The organism is uncultured Microbulbifer sp., from assembly GCF_947504145.1.
In the GTDB taxonomy this organism is placed as follows: Bacteria; Pseudomonadota; Gammaproteobacteria; order Pseudomonadales; family Cellvibrionaceae; genus Microbulbifer.
Genome location: NZ_CANNGQ010000002.1, coordinates 626539 through 644270, shown reverse-complemented (window position 1 = coordinate 644270; position 17732 = coordinate 626539). Strand labels below are relative to the sequence as shown.

Here is a 17732-nt window from a genome sequence, read left to right as displayed (position 1 = left end):
ACAAAAACGCCGGGCGCAATGCCCGGCGTTTTTGTGTCAGAAGACCCGGAGGGATCAGCCCTCGTCGGCTTCCGCCTTGTACGCGTCCGCGTCCAGCAGCTTATCCAGCTCGCTTTCATCACTGGGCTTGATCTTGAAGAACCAGCCATCGTCGTACGGGCTGGAGTTCACCGTCTCCGGCTCGTCTTCCAGCGCGCCATTAACTGCAATCACTTCGCCGGAAATCGGCGCGTAAATATCGCTGGCCGCTTTTACCGACTCAACCACACCCGCTTCTTCCCCGGCAGAAAGGGTCTGGCCCACTTCCGGAGTCTCCACGTACACCACATCGCCCAGAGAATCCTGGGCGTGGTCACTGATGCCCACGGTTACGGTGCCATCCTCTTCCAGCCGCGCCCACTCGTGGCTGGAGGCGTACTTCAGTTCGCTGCGAATCTCGCTCATGGGTTCTTCCCTCAAAAAAGCTCAAAAATTAGCTGTAAACAGTCTATTTGAAAAAACGGTATTTAAAAAATCAATTGCGGCCCGGCAATAATCTCACACCAGAGACTTACCATTGCGCACAAAACTCGGTTTGACCACCCGCACCGGGATCTGCTTTTTGCGAATCTCAACCTGTGCGGTATCACCAACACTCACCGGCACCCGGGCCATGGCGATAGAAAAGCCCAGAGTTGGGGAGAAGGTTCCGCTGGTGATGATACCGCGGCGATCGGTGCCGTCTACCACAACCTCCTGGCCCGCGCGCAGAACACCGCGGTCTTCTAACACCAGGCCCACCAGTTTGTTTTCCACTCCGGCCGCTTTTTCCGCTTCCAGTGCCTCGCGGCCGACAAACTTGCGCTCCTCCGGCTCCCAGGCAATGGTCCAGGCCATATTCGCCTGCAGCGGGGACGTTTCGTCGTCCATCTCGTGGCCATACAGGTTCATACCGGCTTCCAGGCGCAGGGTATCGCGCGCGCCCAGGCCGCAAGGGGATACGCCCGCGTCCGCCAGCGCATTCCAGAAGCCGGTCGCGTCCTCGTTACTCAGCATGATTTCCAGGCCGTCTTCGCCGGTGTAGCCGGTACGCGCTACAAACCAGTCGCCGCGAGCAAAGCTGTTGAACACCTTGAGGCCGTCGATGGCCGCGGTCCAGTCGATCCCCATTACTTCCTTGACCTTGTCGATAGCGTCTGGGCCCTGAATCGCGATCATCGCCAGGTGCGGACGCTCAGTGAGGGTGGCATCGAAAGAACCGACCTGCTGATTCATCCATGCCAGATCCTTTTCACGAGTGGCGCAATTTACCACCACGCGGTAGCCCGGGTCGCGCAGGTAGACGATCAGGTCGTCCACCACGCCGCCTTTGTCGTTCAGCATGCCGGTGTAGAGCGCCTTGCCGGGGTTACCGTCCAGCTTGGCCACATCGTTGGCCAGCAGGGTGCGAAGGAAGTCGCGGGCACCATCGCCATCGATATCCACTACCGTCATATGAGACACGTCAAACATGCCCGCGCCCTTGCGCACCTTGTGGTGCTCCTCGAGCTGCGAACCGTAGTGCAGTGGCATATCCCAGCCACCGAAATCCACCATTTTGCCGCCCATGGCAACGTGGGCATCGTAAAGCGCGGTTTTATTTCCCATTCTGTGCTGAATCCCGTGTCTTGAGTCTCTGTATAAGGAAGTGAAGGCCCGGACTGCGTGTTGTTTATAGCGCGTGCCATCGATGGTTATTAAGAGCCATCGTAAGAAAGTCGCGTATTCTACCGGCCGCACAACGGCCGTTACCAGATGCCGATACTCTGCAAAGACTAGCAGCCGCAGTGAAAAATATTACCCGCTGGCGCTTATGAAGCAGTCTTCACGCGCTCACGAGAGCAACCGCGGCACAGCACTTTTGGCGTCGCTATATCAATATGCGAAAAAATCACTTTTGGTGCCAAAGGGTTTGCAGTAGCTTTAGCCGTCATCTGTCTCCGAATGATTACACGCTGCTATGGATTGGTCTGGCTGGTTTTCCCTGTTTCTCGTTTTCGCCGTACTGGCCACGCTGATATTCACTCGCGTTCAGGCTTATCTGGTCATGATGGCGGCACTCACCCTGTTGAGCGTTAGTGGCATTCTTACGCCCACCGAGGCCCTGTCCGGTTTCAGCAACAGCGGCCTGATCACCGTGGCCGCGATGTTTGTGGTGGCCGCCGGCATCCACGCCTCCGGCGGAATCGACATGATGGTGAAGCACCTGCTGGGCCGCCCGAGTACGGTGCGGGCTGCGATGCTGAGGGTATTCGCCCCGGTCGTCGCGCTGTCCGGTTACCTCAATAACACCCCGGTTGTCGCCACCATGATCCCGGCGCTCAACGCCTGGGCCAAGCGTATCGACATCGCCCCGTCCAAGTTGATGATCCCTCTCAGTTACGGCGCCATTCTCGGCGGCACGCTGACGCTGATCGGCACCAGCACCAACCTGGTGGTCAATGGCCAGTACCAGGCCATTACCGGCAACGAGGGCTTCTCTCTGTTCTCCATCGCCGCCGTGGGCCTGCCCGCAGCGCTGGTGGGTATCGCCTTTATGCTGGTGTTTTTCCCCCGCTGGCTGCCGGATCGCCGGGAGAAAAAACCCTTCGGCAACTTGCGGGAATTTACCCTGGAAGTCGCCATCGACAGCAGCGGCCCTCTGGTAGGGCAGTCGGTAGAAGATGCCGGCCTGCGGGGGCTGCGCCGGGTGTACCTGGTCGAAATTGAGCGGGATGGACGGGTTATCACCCCGGTGCGTTCGGGAGAAATCCTGCGCGGTGGCGATCGGCTGGTATTTGCCGGCGACACCGAAGCGATTTCCGACCTGTTGCGCATGCGCGGCATTGTGCCGTCAGATCACCACGACGGCGAAGTGGCACTCACCAGCGGCGTGGAGGAACGGCGCCTGGTAGAAGCCGTGGTTTCACCCCATTGCGAGGTCATCGGCAAAAGTATCCGCGATGCGGAATTCCGCAAACGCTACGGTGCAGCGGTACTGGCAGTCGCGCGCGAAGGCAAGCGGGTAGCCGGTAACCTGGGCAGCATCAAACTGAAAGCGGGCGATTCCCTGCTGCTGGAGGCGCGTCCGGGCTTCGCTCTGCGCCAGCGCTACAGCAAAGACTTCCTGCTGATCAACGATCTGGAAGCGGAAAGCCCCCGCCACGAGAAGGGACTTACGTCGTGGCTGATCCTGATCGCCATGGTACTGGCCGCCGGCACCGGCCTTATCAGTATGCTGAATGCGGCCCTGATCGGCGCCGGTGCCATGCTGGTCACCCGCTGCTGCTCGGTCAGCCAGGCGCAGAAAAGCCTTGATCTGCCAGTGCTGATCACCATCGCAGCGTCTTTTGCCCTGGGGGTAGCGCTTCAGAAAACCGGCGTGGCCAGCGTACTGGCGGAAGGTGTGATTTCGCTCTCCTACGGCCACCCCTGGCTGATGCTGATCCTGGTGTACCTTTGTGTTTCCCTTCTGACCGAAATGGTCACCAACAATGCGGCAGCCATCATCATGGTGCCCATTGTGCTGCAGATTACCGCCGGCGCCGGACTGAACCCGGAGCCGTTCATGTTCGCGGTGATGATGGCGGCCTCGGCCAGTTTCGCCACCCCACTGGGCTACCAGACCAACCTGATGGTGTACGGCCCCGGCGGCTATGTATTCTCCGACTACCTGAAGGTCGGTATTCCGATGAACCTGTTGATCGGCGCGGTAACCGTGACCATTCTGATCAGCGGCTGGAATCTCACCCTGAGCCCCTAGATTGGGCCAATAAAACACGCTCGTTAAATCACTGGCGCGGCGGGCTGGGCGGCGGTATAAAGACCGCCCTGACCAACCCCGCTGCACTCGACGGCCCATCCCTGCCCGCACCCGCCGGCTCGGCCGCTTTCCCGCGCAGCCTTTCGGAACTGACCTTATTGAACGCTGTTCCCCTGGCGGCTGAGTGCACAACTCCGCTCGCGGACTCCCTCGTGGACACTTGTGTAACCAACTCCTGGCAACGCGGCCCCGATGACGGCGATCCTGCAGATCGCATCGCCGCTGCACTGCGCGAAATCGGCTATATCGTGCTACCGGCGCCCCTGCCACCGGCCCTGCTGGGATCACTGCTGCGCCATTTCCGCTCCATCGACCGCGCGCGCTTTCAGGCCGCGGGCATCGGTCGCGAGCGGGAGCACCAGGTGAACCAGTTTGTGCGCACGGATGAGATTTTCTGGCTGGACCGGAGTAACCCGGCAGTGGCGGCCTACCTGAGCTGGGCGGAGAACCTGCGTCTTGAGCTGAACCGGCGGCTGTTTCTGGGACTGTTTGACTACGAGTGCCACTACGCCCGCTACGACCGCGGCAGCTACTACAAGAAACACATGGATGCGTTCAAAGGTGGCACCAACCGGGTGGTAAGCACAGTCCTGTACCTCACCCCCAACTGGCAACCCAAAGACGGCGGCGAACTACAAATCTACGCACCGGACAGCGACACTGTGGCCGAAAAAGTCGCGCCGCGTTTCGGACAGATGGTGATTTTCCTTTCGGAAGAGTTTCCCCATGAGGTGCTCACTACCAACCGGCCGCGCTACAGTGTTACCGGCTGGTTTCGGGTGAATAACAGCCTCGGAGAAACGGTCGACCCGGCCCGTTAGGAGCCGGCTCGACAAGGTGCAACTATCGGGTATCAGTGCACCGCCGCCACCGTGCGTAGCAGTTCGACAAAGTTCTCCGGTGTATCAATCGGGTACTCCATATGCAGTCGTGCAGCCACATCTTCGGTGCTGATCACGCCGCGCACATGGTGCTGCTGCATATCCACCACCAGGCAGTGGCGCTGCCCGTTGTGGCGCATGGTCTCCAGAACATCGCGAATGGAAGCGCCTTCCAATTGTTCGCGGTTCAGTAGTTGCAACCGGTTGCGGCGACGCATCAAGTCACCCACGGTAAGATCGCCGCGGTTTTGCCCAGCAGCAACGCACTGCATAACACGCTGGTAGGACACATCCTCTGCGGTCAACAGGCCGATAAAATCACCCCGGTGGTCCATCACCAGCACCCAGGATAAATGTCCGGTGCGCAGAACCTGGGCCGCATCCAGCGCGGAAACGGAAGCAGTCAATACCGCCGGGTGGTGTTTTTTAAAATCCGTAACGAATTTTAGCGCGGGAGAATCCAGGCTCAGCTCGTGAAATTCCTCAGGGAAAACCAGTTTGTCGCTGTCCTGCAGAGGGGCGAGATCCAGTTTTTTCATGACAACAACTCTCTTTTTCTGGGCGCAAGATTCCGTAACCGGAAGCCATCGCGACCAAATTATTCTGGTGCGCTGACGACAAAGCGAAGCGTCATCAGCGCAGGATTCGATAACAAAGAATTATTGCCGGGCTGGCGGCCCGCGAATGGGATGGGCAGAGTACGGTGAAGAAAATTGTGTGGCGTCGTAGTCAGGTTTCGGCGTTTCAAAAACACCGGAGAAGGTCGCCGCCGGAGAGGAAAGTGGAGAAGCGTCCGGCTCCTCCTGCTGCTGGGTATCGCCCTCCAATACCAGCGCACGCACGATCTTCTTATCTGCAGATTCTGCCTGTAGCGCCTGCCCCTCTGCGCGGGCTTCCGCGCAGAGCAGTACAGATTGCAGCAGTATCAGTAGAATTCCAACGCGCACTTCAAATCCATTAGATAGGTTTATCGAGGGTTGTCGATCAAGCGCCCGGGGCTCAATAGCGCCGTGGCCAGTAAGTAACGTTATCCGTCCGGGCCGAGCATTTTTCAAGTGTCTTGCGACGAACCGTTGAAAAAACCTGTTCACCGAACCCGGGATAGCCGCTTACTTTTTCTTTTCCTCGGTGCCGCTTATATCCGCATCGCGACCCTGGCCGCCCTCGGCACCCGGGTCCTGAGGCTCGCCCGGCTCACTGTCGAGCTGCTGCTGAACTTCCTTACGCAGAATATCCTGCGGATCTTCACTATCCTGCTCCCGCTGCGCGAACTCATCCACCCGCAAACCGTAGCGTTTGGAGCGCCAGCGCCACAGGCGCTTGGCCAGTTCCTGGCGGTCGGGAGTTTTGTCGGCCTCGTCGACGATTTCTTCGCCCAGCAGGGTTTCCAGAATATCTTCCAGGGTCACCACGCCTTCCAGGCTACCGTACTCGTCCACCACCGCGGTGATCTGCACCCGCCGCGCCAGCATTTTGTGAAACACCTGATAGATGGCCGCGGTTTCCGGCAACATCAACAGGTCGCGGCGCAGGCTGCGCAGGGAGCTTTCGCGGTCGTCGCGCGCATAGGCCTGCAGCAGGTCCTGCTTGAGCACAAAGCCCACCACCAGATCCGGGTCGTCCTGCTCGTACACGGGGATACGGGAAAAGCGGCTTTTCTCTACCTGCTCGTAGGCATCGCCAACAGTCATATTCTGCGACAGGGAAAACACCACGGTGCGCGGTGTCATTACCTCGCGCACCGTGTGATCGCGCAGGGTAAAAAACAGGTTGTGCAGAATGCTGGATTCGTGACGCTCCAGCTGCCCCTCGGCCTCACCGATTTCCGCCATCACCGCGAACTCCTCGCGGCTGAAACCAGTGAGCGTCGGCCCATGAGCGAGCCCGCGGGTGAGCCAGTTCGACAGCCATACAAACGGTTTCAGCAGAATAACCAGGTAGCGCAGTACATAGGCCGTGGCCGGCGCCAGTTGCCGCCAGTAAACCGCCCCCAGGGTTTTGGGGATAATCTCGGAGAACACCAGAATCAACAGCGTGAGGATCGCCGAGGCAATCCCCAGATACTGGTTGCCAAACACTGCCGCGGCCTGGGCGCCGGCGCCCGCGGCGCCAACGGTGTGTGCAACGGTATTGAGGGTCAGAATCGCCGCCAGAGGCGCGTTGATATCGTCTTTCAATTTTCGCAGCAGACGTCCGGATTTATGCCCCTCGCGCTCCAGCAGGCTGACATAGGGGCGGGTGACACTGAGGATCACCGACTCGGCAATAGAGCAGAGAAAGGAAAAACCCAGCGCAATCAGGACGTAAACAATCAGTAGCAGCATGGTCGATCAGAATTTTTTGCGTGATACGGGCGTGTCGGTCTCGCGGTGTGAATCGGTGCGAGAAACTGTACTGGTACCGGTGCGAGAAAAGTACCGTCGCGCACCGCCGCCCACACAGAACAGCAGCGCAAGTAAAAGGCCCGCAGCAAAACCACCAATATGGGCGGCATTGGCGATACCGCCGGGAATAAAATAATCCACCACCCCGAGCATACACACCAGCAGCCATACCACCGCAAGCCATATCAGCGACGGCGGTACATCCCGCCACTGGGGCTGCCAGCGCTGGATCACGAATGCCGCACCGATCAATGCGTACACTACACCGGACATGCCGCCAAACAGGTTTTGCGGTGCCCAGTAATACTGGGCCAGGTTGGATACCGGTGCACTGATCAGTACCAGCAATGCAAACCACCAGCTGCCGGCGCGCGCCTCCAGCGAGCGCCCCACAATCCACACGCCCAGACTGTTAAACAGCGCATGGGGCAGCGAAAAGTGCACAATGGCGGGGGTCCACAAGCGCCAGAATTCTCCCCGCGCGAGATGCCACGCGAGCGACGATTGCGCCCCGTCAAAATCCCCGACCTTTTGCGGAAAAATGACCAGCGGCTCCGCCCAGCCCTGGCGCAACATAATCCAGCCGATAAAGCACAGTGCGATCAAAACCAGGCTCACCGGCGTCTGTCGCAGAGACCACTGAGGGATGACGGATGGCAATACGGCCGCTTGTGATCGAGGCGCCGCCGCTGCGCTGGCATTACTCCCATCTGCAACCGCGTCACCGTCAGGCTTCACATCGGTTTCCGTTGCATCGCGCTGTGGGCTGCTCCCAGCCGATGAATTCTCATCATAGGTGTGCACCTGAATCTGCGCGAGATCGACTTCCCCCGCCTGCCAGCGCTCCAGCAACTGCTTCATCGGCTCCACCAGTTGCGGAGCCAGGCTGGCAACACATTGGCGATTACTTTCCTCGGTGATACGCAGGGGCAGCTGATGGCGACGAATAAAATCCGCCACCGCCGAGAGATCTTTGCTCAGAGGGAATTCACAGACGGTGATCCAGTTACTCAAATGGAGGCCTACTTGAATAAGAAAATGCGATGGCGCGACTCTATCAAATTTCCCCGGCGGAATCCGGCCCCGAGGGAACGGGCACAGGCTACGGGCACAAAAAACGCGGCTAAAGTGCCGCGTTTTTGTGTACCGATTTTCAATGGTACGCCGCGGTGATTACACCGACATGGCGCGCATGATGATCCGCTTTTTCAACAACGGACTGGAATCCACCATGCTCAAACCGGTGTTGCGCAGCCAGCGCCAGTGCAGGTCACCGGCACCGAACAGGGATTTGAAGGTGCTCATGGCTTTCAGGGTTGCCGCATTTTCGCCGCGGCGGCGGCGCTGGTAGCGAGTCAACACAGATGCGTGGGCTGGCGATATTTCCCGTTTGAGGGCGCGATCAATTTCCTCGCTCAGTACCAATACATCCATCAGCCCCAGATTGACGCCTTGCCCCGCGAGCGGGTGAATGCTATGGGCGGCATCGCCAATCAACACTGCGCCGGGGCCAAAATAAGACTCCGCATGGCGCGCACGCAGGGCAAAAGAAAAGCGTTCACTGACCGACTCGATCGCTCCCAGGCGGCTCTCAAAGGCCTTTTCCAGGTTCAGCGCAAAGGCTTTGTCGTCCAGCATTACCAGCTCGCGGGCGAGGCTGTCGTCGGCAGACCAGACCACCGCACAGTGGCGGTCATCGCCGAGGCCAGCCAATGGCAGGAATGCCAGCGGGCCGGTGTCCAGAAAACGCTGCCAGGCGGTGGACTGGTGAGACTGTTCACAGCGGGCGACACACACCAGTGCGGTCTGCTGATACTCCACATCGCGCGTGCGAATGCGCAGCAAGTCGCGCACCCGTGAGCGCGCGCCGTCGGCGCCGATCAGCAACCGTGTGGTGAGAACCGGCGACTGGTTGTCGAGGCCTTCCACCGCGTCCCGGTCTGGGCTGCGGGACTGCAAATGCCAGAGACCGCAATCCCGCCACCAGCTTTCCAGCTGGAAGCCAGTGACCAGATCGACGTTGCTCAACTCCGCGATACGTTCCCGCAACGCCTGCAGAATCACACTGTTTTCCACAATATGACCGAGGTTCGGCAGCTTCACATCCCGGCAGTCGAACCACACGGAACCGGTGCCTTCCGCGTCCCAAACCCGCATCTGGGTATAGGGGCATTCGCGCTGGCCGGCGATGCGTTGCCAGGCACCCACTTCTTCCAGCAGCGCGCGAGAAGCTTCGGTGAGCGCAACAACGCGCGCGTCATAAGTGTCTTCCCGAACCTGGGGGTCCACATTGGATGCCTCCAGCAGCGAAATACGCAATTCCGGGTGGCGCACGGCGAGCAGTGCCGCCTGAGCCATCCCCACCATGCCGCCACCGACGATGGTTACGTCCATCCGCTGTCTGTTCATAGGCAGTTGCTCCCCAAAAAATTTTGTTTGCGTGGCCAGGCGTTCGCAACAGGAAGCCTGAACATCTGCACGGTTATAGTGTGAACGGCGGTCAAACAGAACAGGGACCGAACCAACTCTCTATTTTTGACCGCCACAGCCACCGCTAGAACGCCAGCCCCGCCGCCTGACGGGCGAAGCCCGCGCGCAGGGCGGGGGCCAGGGCCAACCCCAGTAACCCGGCCTGCCGCAGGCCTCCCAGAAGCAGGCTGCGTGAGGCAAACAGGGGGGGAATACGGTCACTGAAGCCGATTGTCAGCTGCTGGTCATGTTGACGTTCGCGCCAATAGGCCTGTAATAAGTCTAGCTCGCCGGGTCCGGTCTGCCCGAAATCCGTGCCCTGCGCCGCCATTTCGCGACCAATGGCACGAGCCAGCCCATCGCAGTCCCGCAGGGTCAGGTTGAAGCCCTGCCCCGCCACCGGGTGCAGGAAGTGCGCGCAGTTCCCCACCAGTGCCAGCCCACGGCGCACCTGCTCCCGCGCCAGAGACAATTTGAGGGGGTAACCCTGCAGCCGCCCGGCGCGCACGAACCTCCCTGCGCGCCAACCGAAGGTCTTTTGCAGATGCTGGATAAATGCCGGCTCAGGCAGCGCGGCAATGTGCTCCCAGTCGTCCTGCTCACAGGTCCACACCAGAGCCGCGCGGTGCACACCTTCCCGGCTGGGCAGTGGCAACAGCGCCATGGGGCCGCTGTCGGTAAAACGTTCGAACGCCACGCCACCCGGGTCTTTCTGTAAACCGACAGTGGTCACCAGTGCCTGCTGGTGATAATCCACCTCTTCCGTCGCGACGCCCAACTGCCGGCAGAGAGGCGAGCGGACTCCGTCGGCCGCCACCAGCAAGCGGCATCGAAGAGTGCTCGGCTCGCCTTGCGCCGCCCCGTGCCAGGTCAGCTGCGCTCCCTGCGTTGTCATCGTCACATCGGACACTTCCGCCGGAGCGAGTACGTGCACACTGGTATTTTCCAGCGCGCGGTACAGTAATGGGCCGAGGGCGGCGTTTTCAATGACCGCGCCCAGCATGCCGTCGAAGTTGGCTGCGGATTCACGCGCAGCTTTCAGGCTCGCGCCGAAGGCATGCCCACGGTCCGACACCTGAACCCGGGTGATGGGGGCCGCGTGTTCGCGCAGCGCGGGCCACAGACCCAGCTGAGCAAAAATCTGCAGGCTGCCGGCGGCAATCGCGGTGGCGCGGGTATCGAAACTTGGCAGGTGTAAGACGTTGCTGCGGTCTGGCAGCGCGTGGCGCTCCAGCAGCGTTATTTTCACGCCGGGGCAGTGATGGGAAAGCAGCAGCGCCAGGCTGGCACCGGCCATGCCGCCGCCGACAATGGCCACATCGGTCTGCGCGCTTACATCGGTTTGCGTATTCACAGCAGCGCCTCCTGCACCAGATCGCCGGAGCGCATCAAATACTCGATATCCGCCACGGATTTAGGTGCTGCGGCAGACAATATCTGCGCGCCGTCTTTGAGCAGGGCGATATCGTCTTCGATCCGGATACCGATACCGCGAAACTTCTCCGGTACACCGCTTTCTTCAGCACCGATATAAATGCCGGGCTCCACCGTCATGGTCATCCCCGGCTCCAGCTGGCGCCACTGACCGTGCACCTTGTAATCCCCCACATCGTGCACGTCCATTCCCAGCCAGTGGCCAACGCGGTGCATATAAAAACGGCGATAGGCGCCGGATTCGATCAGCCCGTGCACATCGCCCTTCAACAGGCCGAGGTCTTTCAGTCCGCGCACGATCACCTCGACGCTGGCGAGGTGCGGATGGTCCCAATCATTGCCGGCGACAATTTTTTCAATGGCCGCCTGCTGGCTGGCGAGAACAATTTCGTACACCGCTTTCTGCGGCCCGCTGAAACGACCGTTGACTGGAAAGGTCCGCGTGATGTCCGCCGCATAGCCGCGATATTCACAGCCCGCATCAATCAATACCAGATCGCCATTTTTCAGCGGTGCACTGTTGGCGATGTAGTGCATCACCAGCGCATTGCGCCCACCGCCAACAATGCTCGAGTAAGCGGGCTCACGGGCACCGGCCGCAGTGAAGGTGTGCAGCAACTCCGCTTCCAGCTGGTATTCGAACATCCCCGGGCGGCAGCGCTGCATGGCTCGCTTGTGCCCCTCGGCGCTGATCTCCGCGGCTTTTGCCATCAGGCGGATTTCCGCGGCACTTTTAAACAGGCGCAGGTCGTGCAGCAGAGGGTCCAGGCTCAACATTTCCGGCGCGCCACTGCTGGCGGGCGCGCTTTCGATCGTCTGCAGGTATCCCTGCAGGCGGCGGTCCAGCTGCGGGAAGCGGCCCATGGTGTAATAAATGAGATCGCGCCCTTCCAGCAACCCGGGAAGAATGTCGTCGAGATCGCCGATGGGAAAGGCATCGCACAGGCCGCAATATTCGGCCGCCTGCTCGGGGCCACGCCGCGGGCCATCCCACATCTCTTTTTCCGCATCCCGCTCGCGACAGAACAGCAGAGCCTCCCCCTGCTTGCGCCCGGGCACCAGCACCAGCAGGGATTCCGGCTCGTCGAAACCAGTCAGGTAGGAAAAGTCGCTGTCTTGCCGGAACGGGAAGTAGGTATCCCGCGAGCGCAATTGCTCACGGGCGGCGGGCACAATCGCCAGGCTGTTTTCATCCAGCCCCTCGATAAGACGCTGCCGGCGGCGGGCGTATTCGGCTTTGGAAATATTCATGAGGAGAACTTCAGTATGGCGCTCAGTGCAGGGTGGGGCCCGCGGGTTTCTGGCTGTCGTCCGCTGTGGAAGGCGGATTGCACTCGACAAAAATATTCAGTGCCGCCATGCGCACATATTCCTGCACTTCAAACAGCTCCCGTTCCTGCTCTGCGTCATTTTCCAGGGAGGCGGCATCCAGCTGGGCAATATCGGCGAAATCTTTCAGCGCCTCGCTACTGGTGGGCGGGAGCTCACCGGAATATTTACCGACGCCGAAACCGTGCAGGAACCCCTCGCACCACAGGCAGAGTGTCTGACCGCGCTCGGCCAGATCATCGCCGGAACTGAGCAGCGGCTGAAACGAAAAGTCTTTGCTGGAAAGGTCTTTCTTGCTTTGCTCCGCAAGCGCCAGGCTGTCGCGAGTCAGATCCGCTGGCAGCGCTTCCAGGTCGAGAAATTCAGCGATCTCTTTTTGCCAGCGGCTCTTTTCCGGGCGCGCCCCGGCGGCGAGCAGGCCACAGATAAATCCGTGCAATTCGCTCGGCCCGATTTTGCCGCCTGCGGCGACTATCTGGTTGGCGAGATCGTCGAACGAAACCTGCACTGCGGACATAAAAACTCCTGAAGACTTCTGCGAACGCGACCGGGCAAAAGGAATACCCGGCACCGTAAAATAATTTACGTTCTGCTGAAAATTTGAACGGCGCCCGGGAAAATTACACGATCAGCGCGGAAAATGGGCACACGCAACACGGATGTGCGAATAAATCACCAAAGTGGCGAAATATTGACTGGTCTCAACCCATATCAACGCCACACTGGCACGCACTTAGTCAACGGGGGCAATTGACCCCCAAATACACCGGCAATATAGTAGCGGAATCCCCCGCCTCGCGCAGGTCGCAGGACAGTTGCGGATCTGTCACGGGAATGGGAGGACCACGGAACACGCAGGAATTATGGATAAAATACAGGCGTTAGAACTTAAGCTGGACTCACTGTTGCAGCAGTGCCAGCAGCTGGCTGCAGACAATCGCGTGCTGCGCGAGCAGGAAGGCCAGTGGCTGCAAGAGCGCCAACGGCTAATAAAAAACAACGAAGTGGCTCGCAGCCGAGTTGAAACCATGATCAACCGGCTCAAGGGCCTGGGCCAAGAAAATCGATGAGCAGTAAAGCGCACAACCCAGCGACAGTCGCGGTAACGATCCTCGACAAAGAGTATCGCGTTGCCTGCTCGGAAGAAGAGCAGGCCGGCCTGCAGGCATCGGCAAAACTGCTCAACGAACGCATGGCCAAAATTCGCAATGGCGGCAGTGTCATCGGTGCCGAACGCATCGCAGTGATGGCGGCGCTGAATATTGCTCACGAGCTGATCCAGGCCAAGGCCGAACTCGCCCGGCAGCCAGTAGAAGAACAGATGCTCGACCGCCTGCATGAAAAGGTACAGGCCGCGCTGGAAAAGTTCGACAACCTGTAATCCGGTCTCTCCCTCCCCGCAACTCTCCACCCGCACTCGCCCGACGCATCCTGATTTGTCGCGACCGATGCGCGGCACCCTCGTCACTTGACTATCGTCAAAATGCACATTTTGGCGGGAAAGTCCGTTTAGCCAATGATTGCCACAAGGGGTATACTTATTCCTCGCCCTGAAGTGTTGGCCAGTTGACTATGTCCTGAGCCGATAATTCTACCCTGGAGGTTCCCAGCGGATGTTGGTGTGCAAGTCCGCCATGCAGCGGAAAGCCTTATGCATTCCGGAAACCCCCACCTTGAGCCTTACGGTTCAAGGCTATGTCATCAGCCGCATTTTCGGGGCACCTAATTTCCCTTCCCCTAATATTCCTTTTCGGGAGTGGTCGTCCGACCCGGGCAGCCCGCTCTGACAGCACTACCAATGCCAGACTCCTTGACTGCGCCACCCAGCCACACACCAGCCACTCAGACGGCGTCCAAGCAACAGCTGCGTCGCAAGATTCGCGCCGCGCGTCGTGCACTCAGTGCGCACCGCCAGCGAATGGCCAGCCGCCGCCTGTGTGCCCGGCTGGCACTGTGCCCGGAACTGAAACGCGCCCGCCATATCGGCCTCTACTGGCCGATGGACGGCGAGATAGATCCGCGCCCGCTGCTAAAGCGCTTTCCCCACAAGCGCTTCTACCTGCCGGCTCTGCCGCGGGCTGCGCGCACCGCCATGACCTTTCTACACTGGCCCGGCGCCACACTGCGCTTTCGCAACCGTTACGGAATACCGGAGCCGGTGGTGGGACGGAGCACATCGATCAGCCCGGAGCGGCTGGACCTGGTGCTACTGCCACTGGTGGCTTTCGACCCCAGTGGCGCGCGGCTCGGTATGGGCGCTGGCTATTACGACCGCACCTTTGCGTTCAAACACCAGCGTCCGGGCACTGGCCCGCACCTTGTGGGAGTCGCCCACCAGTTGCAGTGCGTTGAGCACCTGCCGGTGGAAAGCTGGGATATCCCGCTGAAGCTGGTGGCTACGGATCAGCGCCTGTACCGACGCGCTTAGCCGCCAGCCACTTTCCCACAGGCACAAAAAAGCCGAACCGCTGTTTCCAGGGGTTCGGCTTTTTTGCTTTGGCATCAGCCGGCGAGCGAAGGGGTCAGCGAGTGACCACTCCCTGCTGCAGGGCCGCCGGGGCTTCTTCTTCCTGGTCGGAAGAGAACACCTCGGTCAGACCGGAACTGCTCAGCAGTACGCCCGCAACAAAGACAACTACAGCGAGTGTCAATGCATCGGGTTTCATGGGGACCATCCTGTAAGATTTGAATTCTTTTTGTTCGCGAACTCTTTTTATTAAACCGGCGATCTTTGCCGCCAGTGGCGATTTGGACCACAGACAACCGGAAAGTTCCCGGCAGAAGCACAAAGCTCTCATGAGCCCTGTGAATCCCCGAAATCTGCTTTCAGGCTAACCCAACTGGGCAAATCACCGGTCAAAAGATACTCGATCGATGCCCAAATAGTAACCCGTCAAGATCTTTTTTTTGAGAAAACGCTCACACTTTGAGAATTGCAAGTTCGACAGATCCCCAGGGGTGATCTACTCGCCGCAAAAAATAGCGACTGACGCACTGTTTTTAAGAGGTAGCACCCGCCAGTCGCCGATTTTCCTCAGCTTTTCTCAGGTTCGCGCGTCCGCGACAGGAAGAACCGGTAGGCCGGGTTCTCGGTTTCTTCCCAGAAGGGGTAGTGCAATTGGTCCAGCAGTGCCCTGAGCGCTGGGCGCTCATCCTTGGCCACTTCCAGCCCCACCAGCACACGTCCGTAGGCGGCACCGTGGTTGCGGTAGTGGAACAGGGTGATATTCCAGCGCCCCGCCAGTTGCTCGAGGAACTTCCGCAGAGCCCCGGGGCGCTCGGGGAATTCGAAGCGGTACACCACCTCGTCTTCAATCCCCGGTGCACGCCCGCCGACCAGGTGGCGGATATGCAGCTTGGCCATCTCGTTGTCGGTGAGGTCGGTGACCTGGTAGCCGCCGCTCTCCAGCTGAGCGATCAACTGGGCGCGGTCGACATCGGTGGTCACCTGGATGCCCACAAAGATATGCGCTTCGCCGCTGTTGGCGTATCGATAGTTAAACTCGGTGATCGAGCGGTCGCCCAGATCCCGGCAAAACTGCAGGTAGCTGCCGGCCTTTTCCGGAATGGTGACCGCGAGCACAGCCTCGCGCTTCTCACCGATTTCTGTGCGTTCGCTGATATAGCGCAGGCGATCGAAATTGGTATTGGCGCCACTGCACACGGTCGCCAGTGCCTGGTTCTGCTCGCCGCTCTGATCCGCGTATTTTTTCAGCCCGGCCAGGCCCACGGCACCAGCGGGCTCCGCAATAGAGCGGGTATCCTCGAAGATGTCTTTGATCGCCGCGCAGATCTCATCGGTGGTTACGGTGATCACACCATCGATGGTCTCGCGCAGCACGCGATAGGTTTCCTCGCCAATCTGCGCCACCGCCACACCGTCGGCGAACAGGCCCACCTGCGGCAGGCGCCCTTCGCGGTTGCCCTCGCCCATCGCCAGCTTGAGGCAGGCCGCATCTTCCGGCTCCACCGCGTAGACCTTGATCTCCGGGCGCACGTACTTGATATAGGCCGCCATACCGGCGGCCAGGCCACCGCCGCCCACAGGAATGAACACGGCGTCGAGATTACCCGGATGCTGGCGCAACAGCTCCATCGCTACCGTACCCTGGCCGGCAATGACATCGGGATCGTCGTAGGGGTGAATAAACACCAGGCCGCGCTCCTCCACCAGCTGCTTGGCCAGTGCCGCTGCCTCGTCGAAGGTATCGCCGTGCAGCACCACTTCCGCGCCGCGCATGCGCACGGCGTTCACCTTGATCGCCGGCGTAGTGGAAGGCATTACGATGGTGGCACGCACCCCCAACTGCTGGGCGCCGAGGGCAAGCCCCTGGGCATGGTTGCCCGCCGAGGCCGCAATCACGCCTTTGGCGCGCTGCTCCGGTGCCAGCTGCAGGAGTTTGTTATAGGCGCCGCGAATTTTGAAAGAGAACACCGGTTGCAGGTCTTCCCGCTTCAGCAGAACACGGTTGCCAAGGCGGTGCGACAACTGGCGCATCGGCTCCAGTGGGGTTTCGATGGCGACATCGTAAATGCGCGCGTCTAAAATGCGCTTGATATAGGACTTGGGCATGACAGAAATCGGCAGCCGGTAGATGTTAGGGAGCCCGCCAGTCTAATCGCTACGCAGCAGCAAAGCTACACGAAGGCCGGTTTTACGCGAAAAATGCTTCGCGAACGGGCGTTTTTATCGCAAATATTGCACAAGGAAGCTTTTCCACATGAAAGAGCCCATCGATCAGGATCAACTCAAGCAGGACGTCGCCCGCGCCGCGGTGGAGTACATCACCCCCATGCTGGACGCCGACACCATTGTAGGCGTGGGTACCGGCTCCACCGCCAACTACTTCATCGACTTTCTGGCGGAGAAGAAGGGCCTGTTTGACGGAACTGTCGCCAGCTCCGATGCCTCGGCGGAACGCCTCAAGTCCCACGGCATCCCGGTCTACGACCTGAACGCGGTAGACGGCATCCGTGTCTACGTGGACGGCGCCGATGAAACCAACCCGCTGCTGCAACTGATCAAGGGCGGTGGTGCCGCGCTCACCCGCGAAAAAATCGTCGCTGCCTGCTCTGAAGAGTTTGTCTGTATTGCCGATGAAAGCAAATGGGTGCCGGTTCTGGGCAATTTCCCGTTGCCGGTGGAGGTCATCCCCATGGCCCGCTCCTATGTCGCACGCGAACTGGTCAAGCTGGGTGGTGACCCGGTGTACCGCGAGGGTGTGACCACCGACAATGGCAATGTCATCCTCGACGTGCACAATATGCAGATTGCCAAGCCGCTGGAGCTTGAAGACGCCATCAACAATATCACCGGCGTAGTTACCAATGGCCTCTTCGCAGCGCGCCCCGCCGACATTCTGTTGCTCGGCACCGCCGACGGTGTGAAGACGGTGAAGTCAAAAGTTTAAGCCA

Annotated in this window: 18 protein-coding genes and 1 other RNA gene; 7 read left to right on the top strand and 12 right to left on the bottom strand. The window is 59.9% G+C overall.

Going from position 1 to position 17732, the window contains the following annotated elements; translation table 11 throughout:
* Window positions 1-54: 54 nt before the first annotated feature.
* Complete coding sequence (gene gcvH / locus Q1A74_RS09305) at window positions 55-444, bottom strand: glycine cleavage system protein GcvH (protein ID WP_299595008.1); 390 nt, start codon at window positions 442-444, stop codon at window positions 55-57.
* Window positions 445-537: 93 nt separating this feature from the next.
* Window positions 538-1626 (bottom strand): glycine cleavage system aminomethyltransferase GcvT, encoded by a 1089-nt coding sequence (gene gcvT / locus Q1A74_RS09300; RefSeq protein ID WP_299595006.1) that lies wholly within the window; start codon window positions 1624-1626, stop codon window positions 538-540.
* Window positions 1627-1978: 352 nt separating this feature from the next.
* On the opposite strand from gcvT, the gene Q1A74_RS09295 reads away from it, so the two are divergent.
* Window positions 1979-3760: an SLC13 family permease gene (locus tag Q1A74_RS09295; protein ID WP_299595005.1), complete on the top strand. Its 1782-nt coding sequence runs from the start codon at window positions 1979-1981 to the stop codon at window positions 3758-3760.
* 212 nt (window positions 3761-3972) lie between these two features.
* Window positions 3973-4641, top strand: coding sequence for a 2OG-Fe(II) oxygenase (locus Q1A74_RS09290; RefSeq protein ID WP_299595003.1), 669 nt, complete (start codon window positions 3973-3975; stop codon window positions 4639-4641).
* A 32-nt stretch (window positions 4642-4673) separates the two neighbouring features.
* On the opposite strand, the gene Q1A74_RS09285 is transcribed toward Q1A74_RS09290, so the two are convergent.
* The 8 genes from Q1A74_RS09285 to Q1A74_RS09250 form a co-directional block, all read right to left on the bottom strand.
* Window positions 4674-5240: a CBS domain-containing protein gene (locus Q1A74_RS09285; RefSeq protein ID WP_299595000.1), complete on the bottom strand. Its 567-nt coding sequence runs from the start codon at window positions 5238-5240 to the stop codon at window positions 4674-4676.
* A gap of 120 nt (window positions 5241-5360) precedes the next feature.
* Entirely contained in the window at window positions 5361-5648 is a 288-nt protein-coding gene (locus Q1A74_RS09280) for a hypothetical protein (RefSeq protein WP_299594998.1), read from the bottom strand.
* A 162-nt stretch (window positions 5649-5810) separates the two neighbouring features.
* Window positions 5811-7025: a hemolysin family protein gene (locus Q1A74_RS09275; RefSeq protein ID WP_299594996.1), complete on the bottom strand. Its 1215-nt coding sequence runs from the start codon at window positions 7023-7025 to the stop codon at window positions 5811-5813.
* Window positions 7026-7031: 6 nt separating this feature from the next.
* A complete protein-coding gene (locus tag Q1A74_RS09270) occupies window positions 7032-8099 on the bottom strand; it encodes a rhomboid family intramembrane serine protease (protein WP_299594994.1) in 1068 nt (355 codons plus the stop codon).
* Window positions 8100-8258: 159 nt separating this feature from the next.
* Complete coding sequence (locus Q1A74_RS09265; protein ID WP_299594992.1) at window positions 8259-9494, bottom strand: UbiH/UbiF/VisC/COQ6 family ubiquinone biosynthesis hydroxylase; 1236 nt, start codon at window positions 9492-9494, stop codon at window positions 8259-8261.
* Between the two features lie 145 nt (window positions 9495-9639).
* Window positions 9640-10908: an FAD-dependent monooxygenase gene (locus tag Q1A74_RS09260; protein ID WP_299594989.1), complete on the bottom strand. Its 1269-nt coding sequence runs from the start codon at window positions 10906-10908 to the stop codon at window positions 9640-9642.
* Window positions 10905-12239: a Xaa-Pro aminopeptidase gene (gene pepP, locus Q1A74_RS09255; RefSeq protein ID WP_299594987.1), complete on the bottom strand. Its 1335-nt coding sequence runs from the start codon at window positions 12237-12239 to the stop codon at window positions 10905-10907. The genes Q1A74_RS09260 and pepP overlap by 4 nt, the downstream gene beginning before the upstream one ends.
* Before the next feature lie 22 nt (window positions 12240-12261).
* The gene (locus tag Q1A74_RS09250; protein ID WP_299594984.1) at window positions 12262-12834 is read right to left on the bottom strand and encodes a UPF0149 family protein; all 573 of its coding nucleotides are present in this window, start codon (window positions 12832-12834) and stop codon (window positions 12262-12264) included.
* A 346-nt stretch (window positions 12835-13180) separates the two neighbouring features.
* Between Q1A74_RS09250 and Q1A74_RS09245 the strand changes: the two genes are divergently transcribed.
* From Q1A74_RS09245 to Q1A74_RS09230, 4 genes are all read left to right on the top strand, one after another.
* The gene (locus tag Q1A74_RS09245; RefSeq protein ID WP_299594982.1) at window positions 13181-13387 is read left to right on the top strand and encodes a TIGR02449 family protein; all 207 of its coding nucleotides are present in this window, start codon (window positions 13181-13183) and stop codon (window positions 13385-13387) included.
* Window positions 13384-13698, top strand: a complete 315-nt coding sequence (locus Q1A74_RS09240; RefSeq protein ID WP_299594980.1) for a cell division protein ZapA — start codon at window positions 13384-13386, stop codon at window positions 13696-13698. Before Q1A74_RS09245 ends, Q1A74_RS09240 begins: the two co-directional genes overlap by 4 nt.
* A gap of 163 nt (window positions 13699-13861) precedes the next feature.
* Window positions 13862-14041, top strand: a non-coding RNA gene (gene ssrS / locus Q1A74_RS09235) — 6S RNA.
* A gap of 74 nt (window positions 14042-14115) precedes the next feature.
* Window positions 14116-14745, top strand: a complete 630-nt coding sequence (locus Q1A74_RS09230; protein ID WP_299594978.1) for a 5-formyltetrahydrofolate cyclo-ligase — start codon at window positions 14116-14118, stop codon at window positions 14743-14745.
* 94 nt (window positions 14746-14839) lie between these two features.
* On the opposite strand, the gene Q1A74_RS09225 is transcribed toward Q1A74_RS09230, so the two are convergent.
* Together Q1A74_RS09225 and ilvA are read right to left on the bottom strand one after the other, a co-directional pair.
* Entirely contained in the window at window positions 14840-14983 is a 144-nt protein-coding gene (locus tag Q1A74_RS09225) for a hypothetical protein (protein WP_299594976.1), read from the bottom strand.
* A gap of 368 nt (window positions 14984-15351) precedes the next feature.
* Window positions 15352-16890 carry a threonine ammonia-lyase, biosynthetic gene (gene ilvA / locus Q1A74_RS09220; protein ID WP_299594974.1) on the bottom strand — a complete coding sequence of 513 codons (1539 nt, stop codon included), beginning with the start codon at window positions 16888-16890 and terminating at the stop codon, window positions 15352-15354.
* A 160-nt stretch (window positions 16891-17050) separates the two neighbouring features.
* Here ilvA and rpiA point away from each other — a divergent pair, with 160 nt between their 5' ends.
* A complete protein-coding gene (gene rpiA, locus Q1A74_RS09215) occupies window positions 17051-17728 on the top strand; it encodes a ribose-5-phosphate isomerase RpiA (protein WP_299595589.1) in 678 nt (225 codons plus the stop codon).
* Window positions 17729-17732 lie beyond the last annotated feature (4 nt).

Bases quoted from the DNA above. Each gene is read 5' to 3' on its own strand.
- gcvH (WP_299595008.1), bottom strand. From the start codon at position 444: ATGAGCGAGATTCGCAGCGAACTGAAGTACGCCTCCAGCCACGAGTGG.
- gcvT (WP_299595006.1), bottom strand. From the start codon at position 1,626: ATGGGAAATAAAACCGCGCTTTACGATGCCCACGTTGCCATGGGCGGC.
- Q1A74_RS09295 (WP_299595005.1), top strand. From the start codon at position 1,979: ATGGATTGGTCTGGCTGGTTTTCCCTGTTTCTCGTTTTCGCCGTACTG.
- Q1A74_RS09285 (WP_299595000.1), bottom strand. From the start codon at position 5,240: ATGAAAAAACTGGATCTCGCCCCTCTGCAGGACAGCGACAAACTGGTT.
- Q1A74_RS09275 (WP_299594996.1), bottom strand. From the start codon at position 7,025: ATGCTGCTACTGATTGTTTACGTCCTGATTGCGCTGGGTTTTTCCTTT.
- Q1A74_RS09265 (WP_299594992.1), bottom strand. From the start codon at position 9,494: ATGAACAGACAGCGGATGGACGTAACCATCGTCGGTGGCGGCATGGTG.
- pepP (WP_299594987.1), bottom strand. From the start codon at position 12,239: ATGAATATTTCCAAAGCCGAATACGCCCGCCGCCGGCAGCGTCTTATC.
- Q1A74_RS09250 (WP_299594984.1), bottom strand. From the start codon at position 12,834: ATGTCCGCAGTGCAGGTTTCGTTCGACGATCTCGCCAACCAGATAGTC.
- Q1A74_RS09245 (WP_299594982.1), top strand. From the start codon at position 13,181: ATGGATAAAATACAGGCGTTAGAACTTAAGCTGGACTCACTGTTGCAG.
- Q1A74_RS09240 (WP_299594980.1), top strand. From the start codon at position 13,384: ATGAGCAGTAAAGCGCACAACCCAGCGACAGTCGCGGTAACGATCCTC.
- Q1A74_RS09230 (WP_299594978.1), top strand. From the start codon at position 14,116: ATGCCAGACTCCTTGACTGCGCCACCCAGCCACACACCAGCCACTCAG.
- Q1A74_RS09225 (WP_299594976.1), bottom strand. From the start codon at position 14,983: ATGAAACCCGATGCATTGACACTCGCTGTAGTTGTCTTTGTTGCGGGC.
- ilvA (WP_299594974.1), bottom strand. From the start codon at position 16,890: ATGCCCAAGTCCTATATCAAGCGCATTTTAGACGCGCGCATTTACGAT.